7 protein-coding genes and 1 tRNA gene are annotated in these 12,750 nt (G+C 64.5%); 5 read left to right on the top strand and 3 right to left on the bottom strand.

Annotation, left to right across the window (positions count from 1 at the left end):
• The first annotated feature begins 45 nt into the window (after positions 1-45).
• Positions 46-122: transfer RNA gene (locus tag Q8Q88_RS04805), tRNA-Arg, on the top strand.
• Positions 123-417: 295 nt separating this feature from the next.
• Here the strand turns inward: Q8Q88_RS04805 and Q8Q88_RS04800 are convergent.
• Positions 418-3,408 carry an N-6 DNA methylase gene (locus Q8Q88_RS04800; RefSeq protein WP_305674062.1) on the bottom strand — a complete coding sequence of 997 codons (2,991 nt, stop codon included), beginning with the start codon at positions 3,406-3,408 and terminating at the stop codon, positions 418-420.
• Positions 3,409-3,480: 72 nt separating this feature from the next.
• Here Q8Q88_RS04800 and Q8Q88_RS04795 point away from each other — a divergent pair, with 72 nt between their 5' ends.
• Complete coding sequence (locus Q8Q88_RS04795; RefSeq protein WP_305674061.1) at positions 3,481-3,780, top strand: hypothetical protein; 300 nt, start codon at positions 3,481-3,483, stop codon at positions 3,778-3,780.
• A gap of 430 nt (positions 3,781-4,210) precedes the next feature.
• Here the strand turns inward: Q8Q88_RS04795 and Q8Q88_RS04790 are convergent, their stop codons facing one another.
• Complete coding sequence (locus Q8Q88_RS04790; RefSeq protein WP_305674060.1) at positions 4,211-5,164, bottom strand: YafY family protein; 954 nt, start codon at positions 5,162-5,164, stop codon at positions 4,211-4,213.
• Positions 5,165-5,296: 132 nt separating this feature from the next.
• On the opposite strand from Q8Q88_RS04790, the gene Q8Q88_RS04785 reads away from it, so the two are divergent.
• Together Q8Q88_RS04785 and Q8Q88_RS04780 are read left to right on the top strand one after the other, a co-directional pair.
• Entirely contained in the window at positions 5,297-8,470 is a 3,174-nt protein-coding gene (locus tag Q8Q88_RS04785) for an N-6 DNA methylase (protein ID WP_305674059.1), read from the top strand.
• Positions 8,467-9,177: a hypothetical protein gene (locus Q8Q88_RS04780; protein WP_305674058.1), complete on the top strand. Its 711-nt coding sequence runs from the start codon at positions 8,467-8,469 to the stop codon at positions 9,175-9,177. Before Q8Q88_RS04785 ends, Q8Q88_RS04780 begins: the two co-directional genes overlap by 4 nt.
• A gap of 91 nt (positions 9,178-9,268) precedes the next feature.
• Here Q8Q88_RS04780 and Q8Q88_RS04775 read toward each other — a convergent pair whose 3' ends face one another.
• Positions 9,269-11,428 (bottom strand): CHAT domain-containing protein, encoded by a 2,160-nt coding sequence (locus Q8Q88_RS04775; RefSeq protein ID WP_305674057.1) that lies wholly within the window; start codon positions 11,426-11,428, stop codon positions 9,269-9,271.
• 687 nt (positions 11,429-12,115) lie between these two features.
• Between Q8Q88_RS04775 and Q8Q88_RS04770 the strand changes: the two genes are divergently transcribed.
• Positions 12,116-12,750, top strand: a 635-nt coding sequence (locus Q8Q88_RS04770; protein ID WP_305674056.1) for a ParB/RepB/Spo0J family partition protein, incomplete at its 3' end; no start/stop codon positions are given.

Below are 12,750 nucleotides of genomic sequence, written 5' to 3'. Positions count from 1 at the left end.
CCGCCGCCCGGACTAGGTTCCGCGCCCTCGCCGCAAGGCAGGTGCGCGCCCGTAGCTCAGCTGGATAGAGCATCAGACTACGAATCTGAGGGTCGGACGTTCGAATCGTTCCGGGCGCGCCAATTTCTTCAAGAAAAACAATACGATGGAGCGGTGCTTGCGCACCGCCCCCGGCTAGAAATCGGCTTTAGTCGGGGGTTTAGTCGGGGGATTCTGTGCGAGTGGAAGTCGATCTCGCGGCCACCGGCTCCAATTTTGATCGAAAAGTGCCGCCTAGGTTCGCCGGGCGCCCATAAGCAGGCCCCAATCTGCACCTGACACCGGACACTCGGCCGGCACCGCGGCCTCGAGCAGGGCGTCCCATCAAGACGCTCCTTTGTGGGTGCCCACTGAGCCCCGCGACGCGCCAAAAGCTCACTATGGCGGCAAGAGCGCGTCGACCAGCGCCTCGATCTCCGCTGCCACTCCGTCTTGCGCCAGCGCCTCCCGAATAGCGCGGCGCTTGGCCGTAAAATGGCGCGCCTGGGATAGGTCGACAGAAGCTGCGACCGCCTCCGCGCGGGCAGCTGCTGCGGCGAGATCGCGGTGAAGCGCCTCATCGGCGTCGTACTCTGGGATCGGCAGGGTCCAGACGAGATTGTCGAAGTGTCGCTTGTCGCGCTGTCCATGAGGCTGGAACTCGGAGATCTTCCCCAGGACGATACTGCTGTTGAGGATGGCGGTGAGGTAGTTGGCCTCGTTCTGAGAGCGTACGGGCGCCCAATACGCCATGTGATCCACCAGCGTATCACCGCCGATGATGGTCGTTGCGCTCAGACGCGTTCCAGACTTGGTGTACAGGACGCGGATCGTGGGCGGGCCGGCTTGGGCAGACAGGTTCCGCATGTGGTCAATGCGCTGCAACAGCGTCATGGCGGTTCGACCATCGGCGCGCTTGCTGCTGCGCTCAGACCATTTCTCCTCCGCGTCACGTAGCCACGCGGCGAGATGGCGGTGTCCCGCACTTGCGGCGCCAGCCGCGTCCAACAGACGCGCGCCGTCGAGAGGTACGACCGCTGTCACCGTCTCCAACAGGCGATAGGGCGCCAATGACTCGCCGAGGACGAGCTGGCGGAGGAATGGCGTCTCGACTGGCCCACGTGGCGGCTCGACCTCGGTCCAGGGTAACTTGTCCAGGATACCAGCCCGTCCCCGCATCCGCGGCGCGTCGCGCCGACCGCCGAGCCGGCCGGTCTGTTCAGCCTCGACGATGAAGAAGCGCCTTGGATAGATCGTCGCGCCATTGCGGAAACGCGAGCGGTAGAGGGACTCACCGATCAGGGTTCGAGGTCGCGGCCAGGGTATGCGCGTGTGGGTCAGGTTCCGCGCGGCCTCGGCCTCACCCGCATCACGCCGTGACAGGTGACCTTCCCACCGATCAATCTCTTGAGGCGGCGCGCCTTCAAAATCCCGGCGGCCGAAGAGGACGCAGGTGCTGGTGGTGCTGCTGCCGGACTGGGCTCCGAAGATCGGCCAGACCCGTTCCAAAGCCCACGCGCCCGTGAGACCGACCTGGACTTCGTTCATGCGTCCGGCGCGCAGGGCGGCGAACACCGGTGCGTTGAGCACGGCGTAGGGCAAAACAAAGGCGACCCGGCCCCCGGTCGAAAGGTAGCGTTCAGCGGCGCGCGCCCAGAACAGGGCGCAGATGTCCTGCTGACTGGCCAAGTTGCCGCCAAGCCAGAGTCCGTAGCCTTCCAGGCCCTCGCGCAACCGATCCTTCATCGCCGGGCTGAGATGGCGATAGACGATCCAAGGCGGATTGCCGACCAGCACATCGGCGCGCTGCTCTGGTCGCGAGAGCCAGACCGGACGGACCAGGTTGCGGAAGATGAAGACCCATATCCCATTGCGGCCGGCGCGGTAGAGCGCTTGAAGCCGCGCGAATGTTCCGGTCAGCGCGTCTGCATCCGCGGGCGCCGCGCCGGAAATCCGGAGGAGCTGTCGACCGACAGCCTCCGGGGTGGCGTCGTCACGCAATCCCTGACTCAGCACGTCGAGGCCTTGCTCGAAGAGTGCCTGGTCCTCGGCGAAGCCGGTGGGAACTTGCAACGGCTGCTCGTTTGGCACCTCAACCAGTACGTCGGAGCGATCGAGGTAGCGCCGCAGGTTCGATTGAAGGGCGTCGCCAAGGAACACCGGCACTGTCAGCCTAGCGGGACGATCGAGCACCAGTTCACCGAGCGCCAGGAGCCAAGTCACCCGCGCCAGCGTGACGGCGACTGGGTGCACGTCGAGACCACGAACCTTGTCCGCGCAGGCTTCAAGGATGTCGGGCGCTGGCCAGCCGGCGGCGTTCCCGGCCGCGATCAGCCGCCGCACAGCGTGGAACAGAAACGTCCCGGAGCCGCAGGCCGGGTCGATGACCCGTTGTGTGAGGGGCGCATTGACGGCTTCGGCGACGATACGGCCGGCGAGCCAGTCTGGCGTATAGTATTCGCCAAGATCGTGCCGTTCCTCGGGGTCGACGAGGCTCTCGTAAAGGACCTTGAGCACGTCCGCTTCGACATCCCGCAACCGGAAGCGCGCGACCTGTGTCGCGATCTGGCGGACGAGGTCGGTGCCGGTCGGAGTTTTGAGCGGCCAGTCGAAGAAATCCGCCTCGACCGCACCGACGATCCCCTCATCAACCAGCGCCTGGCCCGAGAGCAGCGCCTCGGGATCGTCCACCGGAAGATCGAGCACACGCGCGGCGATCGCCTTCACCACTACGACCAGGTAGGTATGCTGGAGGAATAGCGCATCGCCGCCGACGTCTTCGCCGTAGGCTTCGCGGAGCAGTCCATCCCAGAGGTCACGCTTGAGGCGAACCTCCGGATCGAATTGCAGCTCCGCCCAAAGCGCATCGAGCACCACACGGGCGCCGGCGAAGGTCAGGCTGCCACGGCCGAAGGTCTGGGCGACAATGCGTGGCGCCGGGATGAGATCCGGACGGTCGGACAGCAGCGGCTCAAGCCAGGCCATCAGCTCGTCCGGACGTTCCGGATCGGTCGTATAGCGCGCGAGTTCGTGCAATTCTCCGTCACGCAGGCCGTAGGCAATGAAGGTGGCGCCGTCGGTCGCGACCCCCGTCACCGGCGCGCTGCTTTGGGTGCGCGCGGCGGCGTCTGCGATGTAGGCGGGCATGCGGGCGAGAACGTCCCCAATCTCCCGCCGCAGGTCGCTTTTCAGCTCGATAACGGTTGCGCCCCAGAGGGTGTCGATGCGGCCAGTGTTGTCGAGCAGATAGACTTCGTGCGCGATGTCTTCGTAGGAGGCACCGAAGCCCGACCGCAGGAGTTCTATGATATGACCGCGCAGCGCCTCGTGCCGCGGACGGCCGGAGATCGCACGCACGAGTTCAGGTAGTCGGTCTTGGCGCCAGGTCACGGTCTAAATGTCGCGGTTGTGAGGTCGGCCACTCTAGGCGCGAATCAAGCCGATGGTGCTACGGTGAAGCGGATGTTGCTCGTTCAAACTGATCTCTTCGCAACCGAGTCGTGCGTCGCCGAAGCCCCCAGTGAGGAGGTTGCGGCCGTCATACGGTCGCGCTTGCATGCCACGTTGGCGCTTGTGAAATCAGCGACGTCGATGCCGTGGAGGGAGCCGCTTTCCATCATTCGGGAAGACAACGCTTTTCGGTTTGGCAAGGACGCGCTCCCGCCCGACGAGGGAGCGAGGCTGTGGGCTGAGTTCGATGCGGAGATGGAGCGGCTTTACGCCACCATGGCCCAGGGCGACGAAACGTCGCTCACTGGGTAGCCGTCCCTCTTTGAGGCCGCGAGCGCAGCAACGCATCGCGCCGGTCCGCAAGGGCGGCCGGACGCCGAACACTTCGCACATTTCACAGGAAGCCCACCCTGGAGTAGCGTCCTCCAGGGTGGCTCCAATGGGGGTACCGGGGGGTAGCCCTAAGTCTGCATCGCCGAGCCAGTGCCCGGCGCTTTTCCGGCGCGCGAATGGCTGGCCCGCCAGCGCGGCCCAGGATCGCGGCGACGCGGTCGACGTCGAGACGCTCGCGCGCCGGCCCCTGCATGATCGTTCCCCGACGTACAAGCGTGTCAGGCTGATTCGGAGGCTTCAGTGACTCATCCCTCAAACTAAGAGGAAGGCGGACGGAACCCCTCATCGCGCCCGCGTGACGAAGCACGTCTGTCGATGGTGCGTCGCGGCACGAGCGTCTCAAACGAACCTAGTCGACCGATGACCCATTCGATCGTCGACCTAGCGACCAATCCGCCATTTGAATGTCTTGATAATTCTCGAGAACGAGGGGCTTCCGGTCGGGGCTTTCTTCACGCGCCTGGGATCGAAGGCTGTGGAGGTCTAGGAAGTAGACGACCATGGCGCGCCTTATCTGGACCTCCCAAAGCCAACCTTCCCCGTCTCGCCGCATTCCATATTCCCTTGCGACGATGTCGCACTGAAAAGGATGGAGCCGCGGATTGGGTCGCACTCTGACGGGAAGCCGCTGGTCCCAATCCAAGTCTGTCTCTTCTGGCGCCGGCGTCTGATCGCGTGTCACAGTGAGGACGCGAGCGAGCGCAAAATCCCGAAAGTCACCGCGCAGGGTATCGTAGGCCCTCATGAACCAGCGCCGCCCGTTGTGAGCAAGCGCATGGGGAAAGATCAGCCGACGCGTTGGATCGGCCGTGGTGAGCGACTGGTAGGTGATCTTCAACGCCGTTCGAGAGTGTATTGCACGCGTCGCCGCCTGCAGCAGATCGACATCGACCGCGCCGGCTGGATCAGGGACGACTTCGACCGAAGCCATCCCGCCTGCGGCGGGCCCTAGGCTCTCGGCACGCGCCCTTAACTCGGCCAAGTAGCGCTGAGGGTTTGCAGCGATGAAGCGGGGGCGAAATCGCGGCCCAGGGCGATAGCGGCGGCGGCGCTCGTCGTACACGAGATTGGATGGGCACGTCGCCTTGTAGGTCGCGAGGTCGTCCGTCACGTGGTTGGGCGTGAGGTCGAAAGTAGTGCTGAGCACCTCTCGGCCGACCTCGCCCTTCCAAAACAACTCCGCTTCGAGAAACGCGAACCGCCGCCGCCGCGCGGCCGAGATGCTCTGGCTTCCCGGCGGTTGATGGGCTGGAGGCTTTGGCTGCCTCGCGGATCGGCTATCGACCATGACGGCAACAAACATCACTCAACCTGATATAGCTACTAATTTTCCATATTATATGGAAAATTAGTGCTATACGGTTTTTCGGTAGGGCCCTGCATTGTGACCAGCTCCGGTTGCGTCTAGTGTCGTCGGACCATGGACGGAGGGTCAATGGACGGCTTCGAGCAGCACATTCTCACGCTCGGCTACGGTCGACGAGAAGAGGCGCTTGTCCGTCGCGCGGCTGACGTTCCCACCGATCATCCGTTCGCTCCAGAGATACGCCGGATGTTCGCGCCCCGCCCCGGCGAGGCGGGAGCGTCGGCCGTGTTCATGCATGGGGGGGCACCGCTGGCGTGCTTGGTCGACGCCGCCGATCTGCCTGTCCACGATGGCGATCGTCGCGAGGCTCTGCGCCGGTTCTGCCGCAGACTGTGGAATCAGAATCTGGCCAGCCTCGTCCTGGTGTTGGGCGCCGACAGCATTGAGGCCCATTCCGTTCTCGACCCAAGCGCTACGCCTCAGGCCGTTCCCGCGGCGAACGCCGCGAACGATGGGCCGTGGTCTCAGGCGGACTTAAGTTCGGGGCGGGCGTGGGAACGACACAGCCGATGGTTTGACCCGAAGCTGCGCGTGGACAATTCGCTGCTCGAGAACATCGTCGCCCTGCTCAAGGTACTGTGCGGCCCCACAGCTCTGACCGAAGACGAGGCGCGCCACGCCCTCGCGAAGGCGATCTTTGTCAGCTTTCTGGAGCAGCGAGGGATCGTCGGAGACGACTACCGCGCCCAGCATCAAGTGGCTCCGCTGGAAGCTCTGGTCTCAGGCGCGGATAGGAACGGCCTGGAGCGCCTGTTCACGCAATTGCGGAACGACTTCAACGGCGATTTCCTCAATCCCGCAACCGACACGGACGCCGAGTTTTGGGACTTGCCGGGGGCGGCGCTCCAGGCGCTGGCTGAGTTTCTGAAGCGCACGGACCTGCAGACGGGGCAACGAAGCTTCTGGGGCTATGATTTCTCCGAGATCCCGATCGAACTGATCTCAGGCATCTACCAGACCTTCCTCGCGACAAAGGGCCTGATCGCGCCGCAGCCGAGCGGCGGTGGCGATGGGGCCAGGCGGCTTCCTGGTCAGCGCGAGCTCGGAGCCTACTACACACCGCGTCACTTGGCGGTGTACGTCGTTGAGCAAGCATTCGCCGGCGTGGCCGATCCGCTGGCTCAGACGATTTTCGACGGCGCCTGTGGCTCGGGCATTCTTCTCACGACCGCCTTTCGCCACCTCCTGCGCGTCGCCGAACAGCGAGATGAGCGACCGTTGACGTTCGAAGAACGGCGCGACCTGCTCCGATCGAGCATTTTCGGGAGCGACATCGACCTCGACGCCTGCCGCCTCACCGCCTTCAGTCTCTATCTCGCGCTGCTTTCCGAGTTGCAGCCATCCGACCTAGTGGAGATCCAGCGTCGCGGCGGCACGCTGCCGAATCTAATCGGCACCAACCTGCGGGCCGGTCCAACAGACGGCGACATCTTCGCCGCCAATTCTGTAGCAGCCACCCGTGGGCGGTTCTCCCTGGTGATCTCCAATCCGCCCTGGCGGGAGCCCAGTGCCGGGGAAACGACCACCTATGAGCCCTGGATGGCATCGCTGGCCGATCCGCCGTCGCTGTCTTACCGTCAGATCGCGATCGCTTACACGTTCCGGGCTCTCGAATGCCTCAAACCAGGTGGCAGGATCGCTCTGGTGCTGCCGGTCAGGCTGATCGTCGGCGAGCGGGCGAACGACTTCCGCTGCGACCTCACCGAGTGGATGCGGGTTGAGCAAGTCGTGAATTTCGCCGATATGCGCCGCCTGATCTTCCCAGGCGCGAAGCACCCGTTTGCCGTGATAACGGGCGTCGCGCGGGACCCCGCACAACGGGCAGCCATCGCGGCCGGCGAACTCACCCCCGGCCATGGCGAGGTTATCGAGTACCTGGCCCCCAAGGCCGATGTCGCCCTGGCCTTTGGACGGCTCGCAATCCACAGCGACGACCGAATGACGTTGCCGGCTGCCACGTTCTACTCAGAAGAGCGGCTGTTCGGCCTTCTCTACTGGGGGACGGAGCATGACGTTGCGCTGTACAGAAAATGCCAACGGCTAGGACGAATCGAGGACTTGATCGGCCGGGGCAGCGCGCGCCAATCCGCCTGGCTCTGCAATTCCGGGTGGGTAGCGCCGTACAAAGACTACCCAGGCACAGACGCCGGCGATCTTCGCGAGATGAAATACCTGGATGCGCGCGCCATCCCTGTGAGCAGCGTCATCCTGGATGAACAGCGAGCCTTGCAACCGTTCCCGGGAGACGCCGACGCCCGTATTGCATTCTTTGGGGAGCGCGCCCTCTATCGGGGACCTAGGGTAATATGGCCCGATGGAGTGAACCCAGAGTCAGGCGTGAAAGCCTTCTATAGCGAGGCGCCGTTCACGTTCCGGCACTCTCTGAAGGCCATTGGCGGCGTCGAGGCAGACAGGTCCCTGCTGCAGTTTCTGGCCGCCTACTTGCGGTCGCCGTTGGCCCACTACCTGATGATCCTGCGCAGCCACACCGTCGCCGGCGAGCGCCCCAAGCTTCACAAATCGGAATTGCTAGCGATGCCGTTCGTACGGCCCGAACGCCACCCAGTTCCCGACATAGCTTACGCTGTGCTGGACGAGGTAAGTCGAATCTTTGAGACGCTCTCCGCCACTGAGGAGGGCTTTCGTGACAACGCCTATTCGCTGCAGAAGGGGCGGCTGGACGCGCTCGTGTTGGACTATTTCCAGCTGAGCGACGACGACAGGGTGCTGGTCAAGGAGATGGTGGAGAGGGTCGCACCTTCCATTCAGCCGTCTTCGACCGATCCGTCTGACCTACTGACGCCCTTGCTTCGGCGCCCGAGCCACGACGACCTCGAAGCCTATGCCCGCGTTCTGCAGACAAGCCTGGAGGCCTGGCGGGACGGCCTCGGCGGTGGCAGCGCGATCGACGTGTCGGTGGCGTTCGACCAGCGACAGCTCTTGGCGGCGGCCACCATCAGCCTCGGGGAACAACAATCCGCCGCGAGGACCGAGGGGCGCGTGCGCGAAGCCGAGACCGACGAGCTCGTGCGGACCATTGAGGATAGCCTCGCGGCGCGCGCAGCGGATGCTGAGAGCATGTCGATGATGGCGTTGCCGCATATCACGGTCGCGTCGGGGCGTACGGTTCGGCTGATCAAACCGTTTCGGGCTCGCTTCTGGCTACAACGAGCGGCCTTGGCCGACGCGGACCGCCTGGTGCAGCAGATTCGAGCTGCGGCACGCGCCCCGGAGGCGGCGTGACGGACATCGTCGGCACGCCCGACCCTGCTTGGCTGAGCTGCTTCCCCGATAGCGCCGTGGAGCAGGTCGTCGGCTATGTCGCGCGCAGCTGGGCCGAACTTGTGACGCTCTTTCCGCGCGTCCACCATGCAGGCGAGCGAGAACCGGTGCTCACCAAGAGCTTAGCGGACTATCTCGATGACCCAAACCGACGCCGCGCTGGCGGGATAGGCGGACGATTCCACGCGGAGCGCCCCGTCACACGCCGCCGTGCGGGCAGGGTCAAGGCCGTCGGGCGAACCGATGTTGAGTACCACTATCCGGCACCTGGCAGCGCTGCCCTTACGCTCGAGTTCAAGAAACTGCAGGGCACGCACGGCTGTCGAAGCGCCTATCGAAATAAGGGCATCGTGAGGTTCCTGACTGGAACTTATGGGAGGGAAGAGGCGCGAGGGGTGATGTGCGGCTTGGTAACCTGCAGCGTCGAAGCGGAAGCCGAGGCCATACGGGCGAGCATCGGCCGCTGCCGCGAACAACTGGCCTGCCTGCCGTTGCCCGATGGTGACGTGGCAACGGAGGCCTGGGAGATTGAATCCGGCGCGACCGTGTTTGAGACGCACCATAGAAAGGCGACCATCACGGATCCCTTTCGTCTCAGCCACGTCTTCATGGCGCTAGCGACAGCCGCGCCTCCTACCGCGCCTCCGGCGGCCGACCCACCCGCTTGATGGCGCGGATCGCCGCCGATTGAGAGCCATTCACCCTCAATGACACAAGAGCACTGATCTGAGCCGGCCCCACGCTCCGCCAGGGTCGATTCTACAGCTGAGCTAACGCTCCATACACCTGGTCCATGAGCTCACCCGTCGTCACCACAATGGTCTCTGGGTTTCCCACCTGAACGTAACGAACCGCCTCCGAGCCTGCGAGCAGATCGCCAAAGAATGCAGCCCATTGGACCTCGCCCAGGCCGGTAGCCGCACGATAGCGGGCCACCACCTGTTCGAACCAGTCGCGCTGCCCTCGGAGGATGAGCTCGTTCCCGAGAAACTGCAGTCCGGGCGCGGCCTCATTCGCGATGTGCCCAGCTTGTGCGAGCCCTCGGGCAGTCTCCGCCACCAACATCATGCGCAAGGTGCCGCCAACCACCGCCGACCAGGGCACGGCCCGACCAGCGTCTATCCTCGCCCGCGTGTAGACGACAGCTCGCAGCAGCAGTTTGGCGATCAGAGCAGCCGCCTGCATAGACTGGACGGGCAGCAGAGTTCCAAGCACGGTCCTTGCGCCGCAATGAATGAATCCGTTTGCCACCGTGGCGTGTGAACGGTCCGCAGGGTGGGTGTCGCATGCGCTTAGCACGACGATTGGCGGCACCCGGATCTGCGTTCGCAGCCCCCAGACGTCGACACGGTCGGGCCCGACCTGAAGCACGCCGACGTGATCCTCATGGGAGCCGTGCATATCGAAGATCGCGATGGGGCCTTCAAAATCGTTGAGGGCGGCGACCATCTCGGCTTCAGACTGCACATCGACGAAGCGGCCCCTAAACCGAACGCCGGCCGTTTCCGCCAACGCCTCGATGGCTAGTCGCAGGTGGTCGCGGATGGGGTCGTGGGCCCCAAATGAGGAGACGACCAAGAAGTCGAGGAACGCCTCTGGCGCCAGATAGAGGGTCCGCGGCGCAGGAAGCTCTCCGAATGTCAGTGCACCAGGCGTAGCGTTGATGCGTGAGACATCAAAGCGGAGACCAAGCGGCAGTCCGTCAACCGGAAGCCATTCGAGTGGTGCGTCTGCGAAGATCTTCAGACCAGACTGCGAGCCGCGGATCAGGTCGAGGGCGTCAGCGGCGATACTATTTGTGAGCGCCGTTTGGACGGCTTTGAAGACGCGTGCGGTCTTGACCGGCCGGGGACGATCCACTTGGCGAAGGTGGTTGGCCAGCACCCCTACCGCCCCCGCTGCTCGGTTCACGCTGGGCGGGAACCTGATCGTCGCCGCCACGGTTGATGCGCCGCGCAGCCCTATGGCGGCTGCCTGCGTTTTGAGTTCCCGGCCGCGCAGGGCAAGCGCGCCTCCAAAGCCGGGCTGCGCAGCGACCTCGTCGGTCACCTGCGCAAACACGAATTGGCGTTGCCGCCGCATCAATCGAATTGCGCTCATTAAGCCCGGCGGAGCTTGAGCGCGGAACGGGGCCAGCGCGCTCTCGAGATGGGGATAGATGGCGGGCGCGAACAAAATCAGGTCCGGCCTGGGTGGATCAGCCAAGAACGCGCGCGGAAATCCAGCCTCATTGCGGAGCTGGCGCACTTGTCGTGCCGACTCCGCGATGGCGGCGAGATAGTTGTCGTCGGCCGTTTCTCCCTCGACAGGCGCACCGTTGCTGAGCTGATACCCTTCCGAGAGCAGCACCATCTCGTTCGGAGCGCTGACGTTGTGAGAAGCAAACGTCAGCGGTGACGGCGCCGATGGCGGGACAAGCCAACGGTCAAGTGCCTCCAACGCGTGTGCGATATCGAGGTCAGGCTCGACGAGACGTGCTTGCGCGAGACTTTGCCGACAGTGCTGTACTAGCCGATCGGGCGTCAATTCGCCGAGGTCGAGATCAGCAGAAACCCCGCCGACGCCGACGTGCAAGGGCGTCAGCACCTGATCGCGTCGCCAAACCTCTACGGCCGCCGCGACCTCCGCGTCGGCGCTGAACATCACCCAGATCGGCGACGGCGGCGGTATCTCAAGGTCGGGCAAACTCGAGGCGTTGAAAGGAATCCATCTCCAGCCGCCGAGCCCGCCGGCGCGGCGCGCGAGACGATCCGCACGGGGCATAGCGTACTCAAATACGTCACCCGGAAGCCGCACGATGCGATGGAGCGTCGGGAGATGATCGAGCAGGCCCGGTGCAAGGCCCTGGAAGGGCGATACCTCATGAGGTCGCCAATCCGGGACAAGCAGGACGTAGAAGATGTCCGGTTCTACGACCACTGGCGCAATCGGGTGTGACAAGGGGTTGCCAAATCTCATAGCTCCGCGGTCGAACTGCGAATGATGAAAGCGTGATGGGGACCTCCAACCGAACCTACAGGCGGGTGGCGGTTTGCCCAAAGCCGGTCGCGGGGTAGAAGAGTCTCTCGGTTCCCCTGGCAGGAACCCGCCGCCCGCCGCAGCGAAGCTGTTGACAGCAACTGCCCTGAAAATCTTCCTCCCATTCATGTCGTGCTCGGGCTCGAGAAGCCGTGGGCGGGCGCCGTTTCGTAAAGAGCCAGGAGAACTGGTATGTCCAATGGACCTATCCGACCGACCACGCTCAATGGCATCAAACGCTACGGCAGAGCCCTGAAGGCCCAGCAAGGTCTGCAATACGCCCGCGCCCTAGACTTGGCGGCCGCTGCCGGTGGCTTCCAAAACTACATCCACGCAGAACGTCAGCTCGGCGAGCACGCGAAGCCGCTGCTGGGGCACATGGCGTTCTCGTCCTCCAGCGCCTTCAGGCGCCGCGTCGAAGGCCGCGGATTATCTCCTGGCTTTCCGGCCGGCCGCCGCGTGACGCGCGTCCGGCCCGCGCCGCCGGGGTTGCGGATGGGCCGCAGAGGAAGAGAGGGGTGGGGAGCTTCGTGACGGGCTTGAAGGTCGAGAGATGATCTCCCGGCCGGCCCGTCATGGAGCCTTCCCATGACTCAAGTTCAGAAGATCGTCCTCAGCGCTTCGCGCGACATCCCCTTCAACAAGCTGGTGCTCAGCCAGTCGAACGTCCGGCGCGTCAAGGCCGGGGTCTCGATCGAGGAGTTGGCCGAGGACATCGCCCGGCGCACGATGCTGCAGAGCATCACCGTGCGGCCTGTGCGGGGCGCCGACGGCGCCGAGACCGGCATGTTCGAAATTCCGGCGGGTGGTCGCCGCTATCGGGCGCTGGAACGGCTGGTGAAGCAGAAGCGCCTGGCCCGCACCGCGCCCGTGCCTTGCGTCGTCCGCACCGACGGGATCGCCGAGGAGGACAGCCTGGCCGAAAACGTCCAGCGCGCGCCCCTGCACCCGCTCGACCAGTTTCGCGCCTTCCTCGCCTTGCGCGAGAAGGGCCAGAGCGAGGAGGAGATCGCAGCAGCCTTCTTCGTCGGTGTGCAGGTGGTCCGCCAGCGCCTGCGCCTGGCGTCCGTCTCGCCCAGGCTTCTCGAGGTCTACGCCGAGGATGGCATGACCCTCGACCAGCTCATGGCCTTCTCCGTCGGTCCCGACCACGAACGCCAGGAACAGGTCTGGGAAGCGATCCAGCGGGGCCACAACAAGGAGGCCTATCAGATCCGGCGGCT

Origin of the sequence: Phenylobacterium sp. (assembly GCF_030697925.1) — a bacterium.
In the GTDB taxonomy this organism is placed as follows: domain Bacteria; phylum Pseudomonadota; class Alphaproteobacteria; order Caulobacterales; family Caulobacteraceae; genus Phenylobacterium.
The sequence above is the reverse complement of the archived record's forward strand: the minus strand, read 5'-3'. Positions and strand labels throughout refer to the sequence as shown.